This is a genomic window from Paraburkholderia bannensis NBRC 103871 (genome assembly GCF_000685015.1).
In the GTDB taxonomy this organism is placed as follows: Bacteria; Pseudomonadota; Gammaproteobacteria; order Burkholderiales; family Burkholderiaceae; genus Paraburkholderia; species Paraburkholderia bannensis.
The window spans coordinates 250,679-267,540 of record NZ_BAYA01000003.1 but is presented as its reverse complement, the minus strand read 5'-3'; the positions used below and the strand labels follow the sequence as shown (position 1 = coordinate 267,540).

The following is a 16,862-nucleotide window of genomic DNA, read 5'->3' as shown; positions in this document are numbered from 1 at the left end:
CAATGAATGAACTGCCCCACGCGCTGAACGACGGCGTGTCCGCCCTGAGCCATGCCCTGGGTCGCGCCGAACCTCAGGCTGAACCTCAGGCCGAGCCCGTCCGGCGCGCGCCCACGCGACGTGCCATCGTTGCTGCCTCCATTGGCAACGGGCTGGAAATGTACGACTTCACGTTGTACAGCTTCTTCGCCGTGACCATCGGCAAGCTGTTTTTTCCGACTGGCAATGCGCTCACGTCCTTGCTGCTGTCGTTCGCGACCTTCGGGGCGGGCTTCCTGATGCGCCCGATAGGCGCGGTCATCATCGGCAATCTCGCTGACCAGCGCGGACGCAAGGCGGCGCTCACGCTGACCATTGCACTGATGACCGCGGGCACTGCATTGATCGCGCTCACGCCCAGTTACGCGAGCATCGGTGTGAGCGCAACGATCCTGGTGGTGATCGGGCGCTTGTTGCAGGGCCTGTCGGCGGGCGGCGAAATCGGCGCGGCCTCCGCGCTGTTGATGGAGTCGGGCAGCAAGTCGCGGCGCTGCTATTACGTCAGCTGGCAGGCCGCTACGCAAGGCGGCGCGGCGCTCGTGGGGGCGCTGGCAGGCGTCGCGATTTCCGCGTCGCTGTCGCCCGAAGCGCTGCAGTCGTGGGGCTGGCGCCTGCCGTTCCTGCTGGGCCTGCTGATCGCCCCGGTCGGCATGTATATCCGCAAGCATCTGGAAGAAACGCATACGCGGGCAAAGCCCTCAGCAATGAGCGGCGTGGGCGCGGTGTTTCGCGAGCACGCCCGCACGCTGGTCATCGGCACGTTCCTGATGACGAGCACGACGTCGGCGATGTACGTGATCGTGCTTTATATGCCGACGTATCTGGTGCGCACGCTGCACATGCCGCAGGTCACGGCGTTCGCGGCGACCTGTGTGTCGGGCCTGACGATGCTGGTGCTCGCGCCGATATTCGGCCGCCTCGCCGATAAACTGCCGCGCCGCAAGCCGCTGTTGATCGCCAACAGCATGCTCTCCATGCTGATCGTGATCCCCAATTTCACGCTGCTGTCGTCGAGGCCGGGCCTGCCGCTCGTGATGATGTGCGTGGCGATCTCGGGCACGTTGATGTCGATTGGCACCGGCGCGGGCACGGCGATGATGATGGAGGCGCTGCCGCGTCATCATCGCGCCACGGGCATGTCGATCATGTACAGCTTCGGTGTGACGATCTTTGGCGGCTTTGCGCCGCTGGCGGTGACGTGGCTCATCAGCGCGACGGGTAGCCGGATGGCGCCTGCCGGATACCTGCTGTGCGCTTCGCTCATCAGCTTTATCGCGCTGCTGCTGTATCCCAGCAATCCGGGCCGCGATTAAGCGCTCGCGCCGCATCGATCCCTCCAAAACTCGAATTCCTGCCATGAACCAGCGCGAACCTGCTTCTGTTCCTCTTTCTGTTCCTGTTGCCGTGCCTGCCGCCATCGAGGCTTCGGCACAACGTTTTGCCGCGATTCGCCATCGCATTCACGCTCATCCCGAGCTTGGCGCAGAGGTGCCGGATACCGCCGGTCTCGTCGCGCAACTGCTGGCCGAGTGGGGCTACGACGTGCATACCGGCATTGGCGGCCACGGCGTGGTGGCGCAGTTGAAAGTGGGCGAGGGCGCGCGCCGGATCGGCCTGCGCGCGGACATGGACGCGCTGCCGATGCAGGAGCGCACCGGCCTGCCGTACGCGAGCACGGTCGACGGCCGCATGCACGCGTGCGGCCACGATGGCCACACGGTGACGCTGCTTGCCGCCGCCGAATATCTCGCCGCCACGCGCGCCTTCGACGGCACCCTGAACCTCATTTTCCAGCCCGACGAGGAAGGCCTGAGCGGCGCGCTCGCGATGATGAACGATGGCTTGTTCGAGCGCTTCCCGTGCGACGCCGTCTACGCCTTTCACAACGCGCCGGGGCTGCCGGTCGGCAAGGCGGTTGTGCAGGCGGGGCCGCTGGGCGGCTCGTCCGATCGCGTAACGGTGACGTTTCGCGGCAAGGGCGGCCACGGCGCGATTCCGCATCGCGCGATCGATCCGACGCTGGCCCTGTGCATGACGGTGGTGGCGTTGCAGGGCATTGTCTCGCGCAACGTCGCGCCGGTGGATGCGGGCGTGATCAGCGTGGGGCAGATCTCGGCGGGCAGCACGTATAACGTGATCCCCGAGACGGCCACGCTGAAACTGACCGTGCGCGCGACCGTCCCCGCCGTGCGCGACCTGCTTGAGACGCGCATTCGCGCCGTGGTGGAGCATCAAGCGATGTCAGCAGGCGTGCAGGCGGAGATCGTCTACGAACGCATGGTTCCGGCGATCATGAACACGGCCGCCGAGGCGCAGGTCGCGCGCGCGGCGATCGCCAGCGTGCTGGGTGCGGACAAGGTCATTCAGGTTCCGCCGTCTACGCAGATGGGCAGCGAGGATTTCGCGTGGATGCTGGAGCGCATGCCGGGCTGCTATTTTTCGCTGGGCAACGGCACGGGCGAGTGGGTGGGCTGCTCGCTGCACAACGACGGCTACGACTTCAACGACGAAGTGATTCCGCTTGGCGCGGCCTGCTGGGTGGCGCTCACCGAGTCGTACCTGCGTAGCGACAGCTAGGCCAGCAAGCGCGGATCCACGGAGTCCGCGCGAAATAATTAATTCGGATAGCAAATTAAATAAGAACCGTAAAACCCGGAGATCTTTTCATGTGTAATCGCGCAGTCGCAGTGACGGTGGGGATGGTGGTGACGGGGATGCTTGCAGGCACGGCGCACGCACAGTCGAGCGTCACGCTTTACGGCGTCGCCGATGTCGGCATGGTGTTCAATTCGAATGCGGGCGGCAAGCAGCAATACGCGCTCGCCAGCGGCAACGCGAGTTCGAGCGTCTGGGGGCTAAAAGGTGTCGAAGACCTGGGCGGCGGGTTATCAGCGATCTTCACGCTGGAGAACGGCTATAGCGCGACCACGGGAACGATTTCGCAGAACGGTACGTTCTTCGCGCGGCAGGCATTCGTCGGGCTTTCCGGCAACGCAGGGACGCTGACCTTGGGCCGCCAGTATTCCCCCGCCTACTGGTACACAGGCTATCTCACGGCGGGCGGCAGTTGGGCCGGGTCGGGCGCGGGCTATGGCGCGCACCCCGGCGACGTCGATAACCTCGACACCTTTGCGCGCGTCAACAACTCGGTCAAGTACACGACGCCGAGCTTTTACGGCTTCTCGCTTGCCGGCATGTATGCGTTCGGCAACCAGGCGGGATCGATCGCGACCAACCGCATCGTTGCGGTGGGCGGCGGTTTTGCGCGCGGGCCGCTGAAAATCGGCATCGGCTATCAGGACGCCGACCGCCCGAACTTCTCTTTCTTCGGCAACAAGGCGAACGACAGCGCAACCGCGAACAATATCTATAGCCCCGTTTATGCCGGGTTCGCATCGGCGGGCGCACAGAAGATTTTCTCGGCAGCGGCGGCTTACACCATCGATCAAGTCACGCTGGGCGCGGCCTACAGCAATACGCGTTTCACGGATCTAGGCACGGTTGCGGTAACGGGGCTTAGTGCGGCAGAGAAGGCATTTCGCGGCACGGCGATCTTCAATATCGGCGAGGCCAACGTGAAGTTCCAGGTAACGCCCGCGTTAATGCTGGGCGCGGCTTACTCGTACACGCAGAGCAGCGGCGTGACGCACGCGCACTATCAGCAGGTCGATCTCGCGCTGGACTACGCGCTGTCCAAGCGCACCGATCTCTACACGATGGCGTTCTACCAGCATGCCAGCGGCACCGATTCGCGCGGCCTGCCGGCGGTCGCCGCGCTGGGTGGCGTGACGGCTTCGCGCACCAGCATTCAGACGCTCGTGACGGCGGGGATTCGCCACCGGTTCTGAGCGGCGCATCAACGCGCACGGATCTGCTCGAAAGGCCCGTGCGCGTTAGCGTTAGAAGTTGTGGACGAGGCCGACGATTTCGGTCGTGATGTTCCTGCCCGCACCCACGGCGATGCCGGGGCCCGCCGCGTCCGTGACGGTGAAGGCCGTCGTCCCGTGATTGCGCACGCCTGCGACGCCCGCATAAAAGCCGGTGCGCTTCGAGAGCAGATAGTCGTAGCGCAAGGCCCACGACAGCGCGTGACCGTCGCCGCCCGAGCGCAGCCAGTACTGGCCGAAGCTTGCGAGCAGCGAGCCGCCCACGACATGGCGGATCAGCGCGTTCACTTCGTAGAAGTCGTGATTGGGCGTTGCGTAGGCGCTGGAAATCGAACTGCTCACGCCGGTCGCGTTGCGATGCATCTGATAAAGCGCGGCGGTCTTCACCGCGCCGAAATCGTACGAAGCGCCAATCAGGTAATAGCGGCCCGTCGCGACGGGCGTGGTCGTCGTGAGCGTGGCCGTTGGCGCGAAGCGTTGCTGCAGATAGTCGATATCGGCGGAAAACGCGCCCGCCTTGAAGTTCACGCCTGCCGACAGCGTGTCGCCCAGCGACGCCGGCACGCCGCTCGATCCGTTCGCGCCGCGCGCGTAGAGCGCCCTCAGCGTGAAGCCCGCGAGGTCGGGCGAGGCATAGCGCAGCGAGTTCGCCGTGCGCGCGACCGGCACGAACACGTAGTTGTTGGTCGCGTTGCCCCAGGCGAGCGCGTTGAGCTCGCCGATCGAATAGGTCACGTAGCTCAGGAACAGCGGCGTGTAGTTGTTGCCCGCCTGGATCTGGCCGAACGGGCCGCGCACGCCGATCCAGGCCTCGCGGTTGAACAGCGCCGTGGTGTTCGCCATCGCCCCCGAGTTCGCGTTGAAGCCGTTCTCCAGCTTGAAGACCACGGTATAGCCCGCGCCCAGATCCTCCTTGCCGAAGAAGCCCCAGCGCGACGGCGCGACGGAGCTCGACGCCTCGCGCACGACGGTCTGGCCGCCCGTATTGGCGACCTGGATCGCGGTATCGATGATCCCGTACAGCGTGACCGACGACTGGGCGTGAGCGCTGGACGCGCCCAGCGCGGCGGCGGCCGTGACCAGGGCCGTGGTGGCGAACGGTGCAAATTTCATCTCGTCTCCTGAACGGTGCCGTCGAAATGCGGCACTCTCTGGAAACAGGAGTTTTGTGTACGAGCGAGCGATGGTCAATAAAAAATATACAAAACTATCGAAAACGCCAGGTTGTGTATTCGATCATCGAAAAAAGCAAACAGGCGTGCGAACGCCCGCCCTGGCGCGCCAGGAGGCGCGCGGAGGGCGTTTTCCAAAAGGAAAAAGGAGGCGGGCAGTGCGCGTCAGCCGTGGGCAGGCTTAGCGCGAAGGCGGAAACAGGTCGGCGTCCGCGAGGATGATGTCCGCCGTCTGGCGGTAGTGCGTCGTGAGGAGCTGGATGGCGAGCGCGGCGTCGCCCGCCACGACGGCGTCGAGCATCGACTTGTGCTCCGCGCCCTCATGGCGCTTCGGGAACACGCGCCGCACCGAAAGCTGACGGTAGCGGTAAAGCTGGTCGGCCAGTTGCTCGCAGAAGCTGATGAGCCAGCGCGACTGGCAGCCGCCGATCAACGCGCGATGAAATTCGCGGTGGCGGCGCTCCCACTCGGGGTTCTCCTTGTATTCGCTCTCGCTGAGCGAGCGCGGCACCTTGGAGAGGCGGTGGTAGGCCAGCACGACATCCTCTTCCCATTCGACGGAGCGGCTCGCGAACGCCTCGCGCAGTGCGACTTCCTCCAGCCAGCAGCGCGTCTTCGTAATCTCCTGGAGATCGCTCGCGCTGATGCCGGCGACCGCGAACCCGCGCTGGTCGCGGCGCTCGACCAGGCCGTCCGACGTGAGACGGTTGAGCGCTTCCCGCACCGGCGTCTGCCCGGCCTGATACTGGTCGCACAGGAACTCGATCTGCAACTTGCGGCCCGGTTCGAGCTTGCCGTCGAGCAGGTCGGCCCGGATGCGGTCATACAGGTTCGTGGCCAGCGTGGCGGCGCTCGCGCCGCCCGCGCCCGCGGGTGTCGCGGGGTAACTCACTGTGCGGGACAAGTTCACACCTCTGTCATGTTTCGTTTGCGGGAAAGTATATCCGATCCGCGCATCGTTCCCGTCGTCCGGCGATGCCATGGGGTTTTCCCGATGTAAATACACAAAATCATCGACATTGTTGTTTTGTATATATTATGATCGGCAGCAGATCGAATCGCAGGACGACTCGCAGGAGACTCAAGAGATGGAGACGTTGACGCTGGAGCAGACCAACCGTATCGCCGCCGCCGCGCTGGGCGCGGCCCGCCGTGACGGCTTGCGCGCCATGGCGCTCGTTGTGCTCGACGAAGCCGGGCACGTGAAACTGGCGACGCGCGAGGACAACGCCACGCCGCTGCGTATGGAGATCGCGCACGGCAAGGCGGCGGCCGCATTCGGCATGGGCGTCAACACGCGCACGCTGCATGAGCGCGCCACGGGCAACCCGGTGTTCTTCAGCGCGATTGCGCCCGCGACCGGCGGCAAGTTCATCGCCCAGACCGGTGCGGTCGCGATCGTCGCGGCGAACGGGCAGGTGCTCGGCGCGATAGGCGCGAGCGGCGGCACCGGCGACGAGGACGAGGCCATCTGCATCGAGGGCCTGCGCGCAGCGGGCCTCGCGCATCGTTGAGGCAAGCCGCGCCATGCAAGTCACTCAATCCGCTCAATCTACTTACCGCTGCGCCTGTCACGGCATCGACGTGCATGCGCACATCGTGCCCGCAGCATTTCCCCGTTACCTGGGCGCAAAAGTACCGCGCGACTGGCCCTCGATGCAGCCCGCGCACGCGTGCCATCGCCATGTGGTGATCGACGAGAAGATCTATCGCACGGTGTCCGACCTGTGCTGGGACACAGACAAGCGACTTGCCGACATGGACGCGCAGAACGTGGCGATCCAGGCGATCTCGCCGATGCCCGAGTTGCTGTCGTACTGGATGGAAGCCGCCGACGCGCTGCCGCTGCTGCAATACCTCAACGACACCATCGCGAGCATGTGCGAGGCGAGCGCGGGCCGCATGGTCGGTCTGGGCGCGGTGCCGTTGCAGGACGTCGATATGGCGATCCGCGAACTCGAACGGCTGATGCGCATGCCGGGCTTCGCGGGTGTGGAGATCGGCAGCAATATCAACGGTGCGCCCATCGGCGCTGCGCAGTTCGAGGCTTTTTTCGAGGCTTGCGAGGCACTGGGCGCGGCGGTGTTCGTCCATGCGCTGCGGCCAGCAGGCAAGGAGCGCCTGGTCGGCCCCGCGCAACTCGTGCAGGCGTTGGCGTTTCCCACCGATGTGGGTCTTGCCGCCGCATCGGCCATCACGTCCAACTTGATCGTCAGGTATCCGAAGCTTCGCATCGCCTTCAGCCACGGCGGCGGGACACTGGCTTCGCTGCTGCCGCGCCTGGAGCAGGCGAGCCAGGTGTTCGCGCCGCTGCGCGAGTCGCTGGTGCTTGCGCCGCGCGAGCAGGCGCGGCGCCTCTGGTTCGACTCGCTCGTGTTCGACGCGCCCACGCTGCGCCATCTCGTCGAGACCTTCGGCGATACGCGCTTGATGCTGGGCACCGATTATCCGTTCGCATTCCGCGAGCGCGACCCCGTAGGCGGCGTGCAGGCGCTCGGCCTGGACGCGGCCGCCACGGAGCGACTCATCTATCGCAACGCCCGGGAATTCCTGGGCATCAGGAATGGAGCATGACATGACGCAGTGCCTCGTCACTGGCCTCAGAGGCATCGAGATCGGCGTGCCCGATCTCGAACTGGCCGCGCGCTTCTACGCGGACACCTGGCATCTCACCGAACTCACGCGCCGCCCGGAAAAAGTCTATTTTCGCGGCACCGGCGCGGCGCATCACATCCTCACGCTTACGCAAAGCGAGCGCGCCGATGTGCGTGCCATCGAGTTCAGCGTGGCCGACGCGGCCGATCTGGATGCGCTCGCTCAGTCCATCGTCGAGCACGGCGGCCAGATCGTCTCCGGCCCTGCGCCGACGGACATGCCGGGCGCCGGAACGCTGCTGGAAGCGCTCGACCCGCAAGGGCGCGTGCTGCGCTTCATCGCGGGCGACCGCAGCCACGCAAACACGGAAAGCGTGAAAGACCGTCCCATCAAGATCACGCACGTCGTGCTCAATTGCGAGAACGTGGCCGTGGCGCAGGCGTTTTTCGAAAACGCGCTGGGCTTCAGGCTCTCCGACCGCACGCGCATCATGGCCTTCATGCGGTGTTCGAGCGACCACCACAGCATCGCGCTGGCGGACGCGCAGGAAAACAGCCTCAATCACATTGCCTTCGTCATGCCGGATCTCGATTCGGTGATGCGCGGCGGCGGGCGCATGAATGATGCGGGCTATCCGATCGAGTGGGGCGTAGGGCGTCATGGCCCCGGCAATAATGTATTCGCATATTTTCTCGGGCCATTCGATTTCGTCATTGAATATACGGCCGAAGTGCAGCAGGTGGACGACTCCTATCCCACCGGCGGCCCGGACGACTGGAAGTGGCCGCCGGGACGCATCGATCAATGGGGCGTGGGACGCAATCCGTCCGACAAGCTGAAGACCGCGCAGAAGACGATCTTCTTTCGCCCGCAAAAGGCTGAATAAAGAATAGTTCGGATACCAGATCAACCTAATCGAATCACAGAAAACATCATGAAACTCGTTACGTTCCGATCGGGCGACGCTACGCGTCTTGGCGTCATCGACGGCGACGATGTCGTCGACCTCAACAAGGCCGATGCATCCGTGCCCGCCGACCTGCGCGCGGCGCTCAAGGCCGGCGTCGACCTCAATGCCGCCGCGCAGCGCGCCATCGCCAGCGGCGAGCATCGCGCGCCGTATGCCTCGCTCGACCTCGCGCCGGTCGTGCCGGAACCCGGCAAGATCGTCTGCCTCGGGCACAACTTCTACGATCACGCGAAAGAAGGCGGCAATCTCAAGCCGGTCTATCCGCTGATCTTCTTCCGTGGCGCGTCGTCGCTGATCGCGCATGAAGACCCGGTGGTGCGCCCGCGCGTGTCGGAAAAGCTCGACTACGAAGCGGAGCTCATGATCGTGATTGGCAAGCGTGCGCGCCACGTCAAGCGCGAAGACGCGCTCGATTACGTGTTCGGCTACGCCTGCTTCAACGATGTGTCCGTGCGCGACTACCAGAAGCGCACGTCGCAATGGACGATCGGCAAGAACTTCGACGGTACGGGGTCGTTCGGCCCGTGGCTCGTGACCGCCGACGACCTGCCGCCGGGCGCGGAAGGCCTGTCGCTGCGCCTGATCCTCAACGGCGAGGTGATGCAGCAGGCCAGCACGAGTGACATGATCTGGGGCGTGGCCGAGACCATCGAGCTGCTCAGCGAATGCCTCACGCTCGAACCCGGCGACGTGGTTGCGATGGGCACGCCTGCCGGCGTGGGCTGGGCGCGCCAGCCGTCCGTGTGGCTCAAGCACGGCGACCGCGTGGAAGTCGATATCGAGCGCGTAGGCCGCCTGCAAAACACGGTGCAGGATGAACAGGACGCCGTGAGCGCATGACGATGGCGGCGAACAACCATTATGAAGTGGTCGTGGTCGGCTTCGGGCCGTCCGGTGCGGTCGCGGCGGCCCTGCTCGGCCAGCGCGGACGCAAGGTGCTGTGCGTCGACCGCGCCCGCGAGGTCTACGACAAGCCGCGCGCCATCGCCGTCGATCACGAAATCATGCGCGTGTTTCAGGGCCTGGGCGTGGTCGAGCGCATCGCCCAACACGTCGCGGTGTTTCCGCCTTCGGAGTATTACGGCGTCGATGGCCAGCTGATCAAGCGCATCGACACGGTGCCCAAGCCCTGGCCGCTGGGCTACATGCCGACGATGGTGTTCACGCAGCCGCCGGTCGAAGCCGCGCTGCGCGAGCACGCAAGCGCCTATGAATCGGTCGAGGTCGCGCTGGGCACGGAACTCGTGAGCTTCGAGGAAACCGCGCAAGGCGTGACGGTGAATCTCAAGGACGATGCGGGCAATACGCGCACGGTCACCAGCGATTACCTGATCGGCTGCGACGGCGCGTCGAGCACGGTGCGCACGCAACTCGGCATCGCTTACGAAGACCTCGTGTTCGACGAGCCGTGGCTGGTGGTCGATGTGCGCGTGAACGAGAGCGGCATCGCGAAGCTGCCGAAGGTGGCGGTGCAGTATTGCGAGCCGTCGCGCCCCTGCACCTATATCGTCGGGCCGGGCGGGCACCGGCGCTGGGAAATCATGCTCATGCCGGGCGAAGACCCGCGCGACATGCAGACCGAGGCGCAAGTCTGGAGGCTGCTGTCGCGCTGGCTCACGCGCGAGGACGGCGAACTGTGGCGCGCCGCGAGCTATCGCTTTCACGCGCTGGTCGCGCAGGAATGGCGGCGCGGGCGGGTGTTCATCGCGGGCGATGCGGCGCATCAGCAGCCGCCGTTCATTGGCCAGGGCATGTGCCAGGGGATCCGCGACGTGGTCAATCTCGTCTGGAAGCTCGACGCGGTGATGCAGGGCGACGCGCAACCCGCGTTGCTCGACAGTTACGCCGAGGAACGCGGCCTGCACGTGCGACGGCTTACCACGCGCATCAAGGAGATCGGCAAGCTGATCTGCGAGCGCGACGTGACGGCGGCGCGCGAGCGCGATGCGCGTCTGTTGCGCGAGGCGGGCGGCCAGGTCAAGACGATTGCGCGCCAGGACATCGTGCCGAAGCTCGAAGCGGGATTGCTCGCGAGCACGCAGCACGCGGCCAATGGCGCGCTTTTTCCGCAGCCGCGCGTGCTGCATGGCGACGGGGCGAACGATGGCGCGTTGCTCGATATCGCCGCGGGCGGCAAGTGGAGTAATTGGCGCGTCGTGACGCTGGGCGGCGAAATCGTCACGGACGCGGTGCAGCAAGGCGCAAAGCGTATCGGCGCGCAACTCATCGAGCTGGCGCCAGACGGCGACGTGCAGCACGCCGCCGTCCTCCCCGATACACACCGTGTTGCCGAAATCGAAGGCGTCCTCGCCGCCTGGTTCCAGCGTCACGAGTGCCGCGCGGCGATTGTGCGCCCGGATCACTACGTCTATGGCGTAGCTGCCGATGCAACGGCGCTTGCGGCGACGCTCGCGCAACTGGACGCGGCACTGCACGGCTGACGTACCTGCATCGCGGGGCGCTCATAGCAGCGTCCCGCGTGCGCCCACCGGTCAATCGCCCACAAGAGGCGGTGCCGGATCAATCACAACATGGAGACAACCTTGGCAACCTCGATCAATGTCAGGGAGGAGCTGGCGCACGCGCGCATCGGCGGCTTCCATCTGCGCTTCGCCGTACTCGTCGCGTTCATCATGTTCTTCGACGGGTACGATCTCTTCAACGCTGCCTATGTGATTCCGCTCGTGCGGCACGCGTGGCAACCGTCGCCCGCGATGATCGGCATGATGCTGGCCAGCGGCATCGTCGGTCTGTCGATTGGATCCGTGTTGCAAGGCGTGATCGCGGATCGCATCGGCCGCCGCAAGGTCATGCTCGGCGCCCTCTGGACGCTCACCGCCGCAAGCGGGCTGCTCGCGACTGTGGTGCATTCCGCCGTGGCCTTCGCGCTCGTGCGCCTTGTGCTGGGCACGGCGCTGGGCATGGTCACGCCGCTCGCGCTCACCTGCATCAACGAATGGGCGCCCCGGCGCAACGCCAACACTTTCGCTACGTGGGTATTCCAGTTCGGCTTCTCGGCGGGCGGGATTTTTGCGGGCATCGCGGGGCTGACGCTCACGCCGCATCTGGGCTGGCAATCGCTGTATTTCGTGGGCGTGCTGTCGGCGTTCGTCGCGCTGGCGGCGTGGCGCTGGCTGCCGGAATCGGCGCAATTTCTCGCGCTGCGTGGCCGTACCGACGAGGTGCGCGCATTGCTGGCGGCGGCGCGGCCCGAGCGCGCGGACGTCTATCGCGGCGCCACGATCCAGTCGATGCGGCCCGCCTCGCGCACCGGTTCCGTCGCCGACCTGCTCTCGCGCGACTATCGCCACAACACGCTGGTGCACTGGATCGCGGGCGCGCTCAGCCTGTTCTGCATTCACGGCCTCACGGGCTGGTTGCCGGCGCTCGTGGTGGCGGGCGGCGGCGCGGTGTCGTCCGCGTTTGGCTACGGCACGCTTGTGATGATCGCGTCGGTGTTCGGCGGGATCTCGATGGGCTGGCTCGCGGATCGCCTGCATAGCCGTATCCGCGCGATGGTCGTCGGTTATCTCGGCGCGGGGCTGTTCATGGCGGCGCTGTCCGTGGCGCTGGGCAAGCCGTTTGCGATGGTGCTGGTGGCGGGCGCGGGTTTCTTCGTGTTCGGCGCGCAGGCGGTCATGAACAATTACCAGGCGATGTGCTATCGCACGGAAATTCGCGGCACCGGCATGGGCGTGGCGGTCGGGTTGAACCGGATAGGCGGGATACTCGGGCCTGTTATCGTGGGCGTCGTCGCGTCGATCAATCCCGATCCGATGTGGACGTTCGCGCTGTTCACGCTGGCGCTCGTGCTGGCCGCGGGCGTGATCGCGCTGGGCCGCGCCGAGATCGCCGCCATGCCCGCCGAAGCCGGACAGGAACGCGCGATCGATGCCGGGCAAGGCCATGTAAGCCACGATCCCGGCGTGGCGGGGTAAGGTTGCAATGTGCCCACGCCTATGAGCGTGGCGCGTATGCCTTGTGCAAGCACGTTTGTGCATGACTGGATAACGCCAGGCCGCCCGACGAGGCGGCCTTTTGCATGGAGACGCGCGCGATGCGCTTCAACAGACTGGACTTGAATCTGCTCGTCACGCTCGATGCGTTGCTCGACGAGCGCCGCATCACGCGCGCGGCGGAGCGTCTGAACCTGAGCCAGTCGGCGATCAGCGGCATGCTCGCGAAGCTGCGCGAGTATTTCGACGATGAACTGCTCGTGCCTGTCGGGCGCAACCTGGAGCTCACGCCGCTCGCACAGGAACTCGTGCAGCCGGTGCGCGACCTGCTGCTGCAGGTGCAGACCATCGTCGCCATCGACCCGGCCTTCGAGCCCGCGCAGGCGCGCCGCCACTTCAAGATCGCCACCTCCGATTACGTGATTAACGTGCTGATGCGCCGCCTGATTCCGATGATCGAACAGAGCGCGCCGCACGTGACGCTGGAATTCATGCCGCAAGTGGAGGATTCGGCGGAAAAGCTGCGGCGCGGCGAATACGACCTGCTCATCATCCCCGAGCCGTTCATCGCGCCGGATCATCCTCATCTGCCGCTGTTCGACGACAGCTATACGTGCGTGGTGTGGTCGGGCAACACGTCGGTCGGCGAGCGCCTGGGCGTGGAGGAATTCGAGCGTCTCGATCACGTGGAGGCGCTGCTGGGCTGGCCGCGCGCACCCACTTACGACAGCCGCTTTATGGAAGCGCAGGGTATCAGGCGGCGTGTGCGCATCACGACTTCGGACTTCAGTTCGATTGCGCCCGCGCTGATCGGCACCCAGATGGTTGCGACGATGCACCGGCGTTTCGCAGGCGAACTCGCGAAGTTGCTGCCGCTGCGGCTGGTCGAGCCGCCGCTGGCGATTCCCGCCGTGCGCGAGTTTCTGCAATGGCACGAGTATCGCGAGAAAGACCCGTGCCATCGCTGGTTGCGCGAGCGCCTCGTCGAAGCGGCGGGGGCGCTCGCGGGTTGAGCGGCATGGTGGCCGGTTAGAACTTCACGAAGAGATTGAGCCAGAGCAGGTCGCCTTTGGCGGTGTTGCGTGCATAGACCTGGTGCTGCCAGGCGACGTAGCCGCCGTACTTCTGCGTGCCCCAGCCAAGCTGCGGGCCCACGGCGACATCGCGCACGCGATAGCCGTCGCTATCGACCACATTGCCGTTGAGCGTGTCGTTGGTGAGCTGGTTGTGCCAGTAGCCGCCCACGCCCGCGAAGAAGCCATAGGGGAGGTGATAGTTGAGCGCGTAGTCCAGGTCGGTTTCGATACCGGATTTATAGCCATCCGAATGGTTCTTCGCGTTGAAGATCACCTTGAACATGCCGCTCAGTTCCCAGCCGCGCGCGAAGAACCAGCTCGCGGCGTAGTCGGCTTGCAGCGCGTAGTAGTTGCGGCCCACGTTGACGGCGCGCGTCGCTTCGTAAGAGCCGGTCGGCAGCACCGCGAGCAGCGAGACCATCTGGTGAAACGTCGGGCTGTGCCAGCCGATCGACGGCCCGAGCGAGGTGTCGCCGATGCCGCTGTTGTGGCCGTTCGCGTAGAGCGAGCTGAGCGTCGAATCGACATAGGCCGAGGCGACCTCGAACGCCGTGTCGCCGCCCGCGATCTTGAAGTTGTCGAAGACGTGCAGGTAGCGCAGCGAGTGCGCCTGCACGCGCAGGTTGCCGTCGGGCAGCGAGTTCTTGCCGTCGTTGTTGGGGAAGCTGCTGGCGTAGACCCAGGTGTTGTAGTTGAGCAGGTAGTCGCCGGGATCCTGCAGCACGCCCGAGGCGATGGTCTGCACGCCGATCGGCACCACGGTGCCGCCGCCTTCGGTGGCGTGCGCCGTTGCTGCGAGGCAGGCCGATAATGTAATAGTTTGGAATGCGAAAGAAGTGAGCGTTTTCAAGGCCGATGTCTCCATGTCTTTGTTGTGTTGTTTTGTGTTGTGTTGTGAGCGTGGGTTGTCTAGTGACGCCGCATGAAATCGATGAGCGTCTGCGCCAGCGTGTCGTCGACGGTATTGATCGCTTCCAGCTGGGAGAGATGGTTGTGTCCGGCAATCACGGCGACGTCCGGATCGAAGCCGTGCTGCGTGACGAGGCGCGCGAACAGTTCGCCCGCCTGAACCTGCATCTGCGGCGGATCGAGTTCGGCCCACGTGACGAGCAGCGGAAACGGCGCGCTGTCGATCAGCTCCACCGTGGACATCGCCGGATAGCTCGCGAAATCGCTGCCGAAATAGGCTTCGTTGCGCGGATCGGGGCTCGGGACGCCGAACTGGCGGCGCGCGAGTTTTTCCAGCTGCACGTTGTAGACGCCGGAAACGAGCAGCGCGGCGCGCGGCGCGGGCACGTTCGCGGGGCGCAGGCTTTGAACCAGCGTGGCGGCGGCCACGTGCGCCGCGCCTGCCGATTCTCCGGCCACGTAGATGCGCTGCGGATCTGCGCCCAAAGCTTCGGCGTTCGCATAGGCCCAAGCCCAGGCGGCCGCTACGTCCTGCGCGCCTGCTGGCCAGTGGTTCTGCGGGCCCAGGCGGTAGCTGGGCAGCACGGTCACGAAGCCCGAGCGCGCGAAGCGCCAGCCCACGTTGGCGCGCTCGCGGCGGTCGCCGCGCACGAACCCGCCGCCGTGTACGAACAGCAGCAGCGGGCGGCCTTTCGCGACATGGGTGTCGTCGGCGTCATGACCATCGGGCTGCGCAGCCGGCAGATAGACGTCGAGCTTCTGCCGCTCGTCGTCGCCATAGGCGATGTCGGCGCGAAGCTGCGCGCCTTCGCGCGATTGCGTCTCGCGAAACGGCGCGTACCAGCCTTTCACCAGCGGCGGGTCGATCACTGCGCCGGTCGTGCGGATCAGCTCGGCAAGCTGTTGTGCGGTGGGGAGTGCGTTCTGGCTCATCGTCTTGAGTCTCGATTGTTGGGGCGTTACCGCGCGACGCGCAGGGCGTGCGGCGTCTTGTGAAAACGCCCGTCTTTCATGATGGCGGCGAGGCGCTGCTTGTCCTGGAGGATCGCCACATCGACGCTCGGGTCGCCATCGACAAGCAGCAAATCGGCGAGATAGCCCGGCGCGATGCGTCCGAGTTCGCCTTCCAGGCCCATCAGCTCGCCGCCCAGCGCCGTCGCCGCATGCAGCGCCTGCGCGGGCGTATAGCCGAACAGCTCGACGAACAGTTGCAGGTCGCGCGCGTTGCGCCCGTTCGGATTGAACGGGAAGCCATAGTCGCCGCCCGGCAGCACGCGCACGCCACGGCGGCGCAGCTCGGGCACGAGACGCTGTTGCAGCTCGCGCACTTCGGCGGCGCTTTCCTTCATGTGCTTCATGTCGAAGTGCGGCGGCGGCACTGCGTCCAGCGTCGCCTGGATGATGCCGATGGCGGGCGCGACGAAGATGCGCTCGCGCGCGGCTTCGAGCATGTCGAGGGCTTCTTCGTCGGCGTACGTGCAGTGGTAGAGCACGCGAAAGCCGTTGCGCAGCGCCATCTTCACGGCCTCGCCAGCCTGGGCGTGCGCGGCGAGCCATACGTTCGATTCAGCGGCTTGCTCGCCTGCGGCGCGCGCTTCTTCCTCGGAATAGAGCAACTGTTGCGATGCGCCAGGTTGCAGCGCGTCCTCGCCCGACAGCAGGAACTTGACCGAGCGCGCGCCCATTTCCGCGCACGAGCGCACGAAGGCGCGCACGGCATCGGGGCCGACGCCGTGCGGGTCGACTTCGCCGGGATTGAGCGCCTGCTCGTCGGCGGCGACGGGCGGCGTGCGCTCGATCGACGACGCCACAAGGCGCGGGCCCGGCATGCCGCCGCTTTCGATCTGCTCGCGCAGCGCGACTTCGACACGCTTGCTCAACGAGCCCGCCGAATACGCGCTCGTGAAACCGTGATCGAGCAGGATGCGGGCGTTGCGCGCGGTCGTGAGCACGAGTTCCTCGGGCGGCAGCGCCATGCCGGGCACGAACTTCTCGACCGAGCTGGGCCAGGACAGATGCGCGTGCGCCTCAACCTGGCCGGGCATCAGCGTCGCGCCGTTGCCGTCGTAGATCTCGTCGTGCGCTTGCGCGAGCGAGGGCGCGCCGGGTGCAGCGAGCGCGTCGATGCGGTTGCCTTCGATGCGCACCTGCGAGGGAAAGGGCGCGCTGCCGCTGCCGTCGAATACGCGAACGTTGTGGAAAACGATGCCTGCCATTTTGGAGCCTCAAATAAGGTGCGAATGCGGAATTGCGGGGGG

General features: G+C 65.7%; 15 protein-coding genes. 10 read left to right on the top strand and 5 right to left on the bottom strand.

All coding sequences use genetic code 11. The annotated features are described in order from the left end of the window. The first annotated feature begins 2 nt into the window (after positions 1-2). From BBA01S_RS40020 to BBA01S_RS04480, 3 genes are all read left to right on the top strand, one after another. On the top strand, positions 3-1,352 hold the full coding sequence (locus BBA01S_RS40020; RefSeq protein ID WP_084161821.1) for an MFS transporter: 1,350 nt from the start codon (positions 3-5) through the stop codon (positions 1,350-1,352). A gap of 43 nt (positions 1,353-1,395) precedes the next feature. Further along, a complete protein-coding gene (locus BBA01S_RS04485; protein ID WP_042295955.1) occupies positions 1,396-2,616 on the top strand; it encodes a M20 aminoacylase family protein in 1,221 nt (406 codons plus the stop codon). Positions 2,617-2,705: 89 nt separating this feature from the next. Beyond that, positions 2,706-3,887, top strand: a complete 1,182-nt coding sequence (locus tag BBA01S_RS04480; RefSeq protein WP_245641418.1) for a porin — start codon at positions 2,706-2,708, stop codon at positions 3,885-3,887. Positions 3,888-3,938: 51 nt separating this feature from the next. On the opposite strand, the gene BBA01S_RS04475 is transcribed toward BBA01S_RS04480, so the two are convergent. Both BBA01S_RS04475 and BBA01S_RS04470 read right to left on the bottom strand, forming a co-directional pair. Next, positions 3,939-5,039, bottom strand: a complete 1,101-nt coding sequence (locus BBA01S_RS04475) for a porin (RefSeq protein ID WP_027815382.1) — start codon at positions 5,037-5,039, stop codon at positions 3,939-3,941. A gap of 240 nt (positions 5,040-5,279) precedes the next feature. Continuing rightward, positions 5,280-6,008, bottom strand: coding sequence for a GntR family transcriptional regulator (locus BBA01S_RS04470; RefSeq protein ID WP_084161818.1), 729 nt, complete (start codon positions 6,006-6,008; stop codon positions 5,280-5,282). Between the two features lie 178 nt (positions 6,009-6,186). On the opposite strand from BBA01S_RS04470, the gene BBA01S_RS04465 reads away from it, so the two are divergent. From BBA01S_RS04465 to BBA01S_RS04435, 7 genes are all read left to right on the top strand, one after another. Continuing rightward, positions 6,187-6,612: a GlcG/HbpS family heme-binding protein gene (locus BBA01S_RS04465; protein ID WP_027815380.1), complete on the top strand. Its 426-nt coding sequence runs from the start codon at positions 6,187-6,189 to the stop codon at positions 6,610-6,612. Between the two features lie 13 nt (positions 6,613-6,625). Further along, entirely contained in the window at positions 6,626-7,672 is a 1,047-nt protein-coding gene (locus BBA01S_RS04460) for an amidohydrolase family protein (RefSeq protein ID WP_027815379.1), read from the top strand. A gap of 1 nt (position 7,673) precedes the next feature. After that, positions 7,674-8,579: a VOC family protein gene (locus tag BBA01S_RS04455; RefSeq protein WP_174479158.1), complete on the top strand. Its 906-nt coding sequence runs from the start codon at positions 7,674-7,676 to the stop codon at positions 8,577-8,579. 48 nt (positions 8,580-8,627) lie between these two features. Beyond that, positions 8,628-9,503, top strand: coding sequence for a fumarylacetoacetate hydrolase family protein (locus tag BBA01S_RS04450; RefSeq protein WP_027815377.1), 876 nt, complete (start codon positions 8,628-8,630; stop codon positions 9,501-9,503). Then, complete coding sequence (locus BBA01S_RS04445) at positions 9,500-11,104, top strand: bifunctional 3-(3-hydroxy-phenyl)propionate/3-hydroxycinnamic acid hydroxylase (protein ID WP_027815376.1); 1,605 nt, start codon at positions 9,500-9,502, stop codon at positions 11,102-11,104. Before BBA01S_RS04450 ends, BBA01S_RS04445 begins: the two co-directional genes overlap by 4 nt. Before the next feature lie 102 nt (positions 11,105-11,206). Continuing rightward, positions 11,207-12,601 carry an MFS transporter gene (locus BBA01S_RS04440; RefSeq protein WP_027815375.1) on the top strand — a complete coding sequence of 465 codons (1,395 nt, stop codon included), beginning with the start codon at positions 11,207-11,209 and terminating at the stop codon, positions 12,599-12,601. Between the two features lie 119 nt (positions 12,602-12,720). Then, a complete protein-coding gene (locus tag BBA01S_RS04435; protein ID WP_027815374.1) occupies positions 12,721-13,632 on the top strand; it encodes a LysR family transcriptional regulator in 912 nt (303 codons plus the stop codon). Positions 13,633-13,648: 16 nt separating this feature from the next. On the opposite strand, the gene BBA01S_RS04430 is transcribed toward BBA01S_RS04435, so the two are convergent. The 3 genes from BBA01S_RS04430 to BBA01S_RS04420 are packed head-to-tail and all read right to left on the bottom strand — an operon-like array spanning position 13,649 to position 16,820. Then, positions 13,649-14,545 carry a SphA family protein gene (locus tag BBA01S_RS04430; protein ID WP_042295953.1) on the bottom strand — a complete coding sequence of 299 codons (897 nt, stop codon included), beginning with the start codon at positions 14,543-14,545 and terminating at the stop codon, positions 13,649-13,651. Between the two features lie 59 nt (positions 14,546-14,604). Next, a complete protein-coding gene (locus tag BBA01S_RS04425) occupies positions 14,605-15,537 on the bottom strand; it encodes an alpha/beta hydrolase (protein ID WP_027815372.1) in 933 nt (310 codons plus the stop codon). 26 nt (positions 15,538-15,563) lie between these two features. After that, entirely contained in the window at positions 15,564-16,820 is a 1,257-nt protein-coding gene (locus BBA01S_RS04420) for an amidohydrolase family protein (protein WP_027815371.1), read from the bottom strand. Positions 16,821-16,862: the final 42 nt, after the last annotated feature.

Bases quoted from the DNA above. Each gene is read 5' to 3' on its own strand.
- BBA01S_RS40020 (WP_084161821.1), top strand. From the start codon at position 3: ATGAATGAACTGCCCCACGCGCTGAACGACGGCGTGTCCGCCCTGAGC.
- BBA01S_RS04485 (WP_042295955.1), top strand. From the start codon at position 1,396: ATGAACCAGCGCGAACCTGCTTCTGTTCCTCTTTCTGTTCCTGTTGCC.
- BBA01S_RS04480 (WP_245641418.1), top strand. From the start codon at position 2,706: ATGTGTAATCGCGCAGTCGCAGTGACGGTGGGGATGGTGGTGACGGGG.
- BBA01S_RS04475 (WP_027815382.1), bottom strand. From the start codon at position 5,039: ATGAAATTTGCACCGTTCGCCACCACGGCCCTGGTCACGGCCGCCGCC.
- BBA01S_RS04465 (WP_027815380.1), top strand. From the start codon at position 6,187: ATGGAGACGTTGACGCTGGAGCAGACCAACCGTATCGCCGCCGCCGCG.
- BBA01S_RS04460 (WP_027815379.1), top strand. From the start codon at position 6,626: ATGCAAGTCACTCAATCCGCTCAATCTACTTACCGCTGCGCCTGTCAC.
- BBA01S_RS04455 (WP_174479158.1), top strand. From the start codon at position 7,674: ATGACGCAGTGCCTCGTCACTGGCCTCAGAGGCATCGAGATCGGCGTG.
- BBA01S_RS04450 (WP_027815377.1), top strand. From the start codon at position 8,628: ATGAAACTCGTTACGTTCCGATCGGGCGACGCTACGCGTCTTGGCGTC.
- BBA01S_RS04445 (WP_027815376.1), top strand. From the start codon at position 9,500: ATGACGATGGCGGCGAACAACCATTATGAAGTGGTCGTGGTCGGCTTC.
- BBA01S_RS04435 (WP_027815374.1), top strand. From the start codon at position 12,721: ATGCGCTTCAACAGACTGGACTTGAATCTGCTCGTCACGCTCGATGCG.
- BBA01S_RS04425 (WP_027815372.1), bottom strand. From the start codon at position 15,537: ATGAGCCAGAACGCACTCCCCACCGCACAACAGCTTGCCGAGCTGATC.
- BBA01S_RS04420 (WP_027815371.1), bottom strand. From the start codon at position 16,820: ATGGCAGGCATCGTTTTCCACAACGTTCGCGTATTCGACGGCAGCGGC.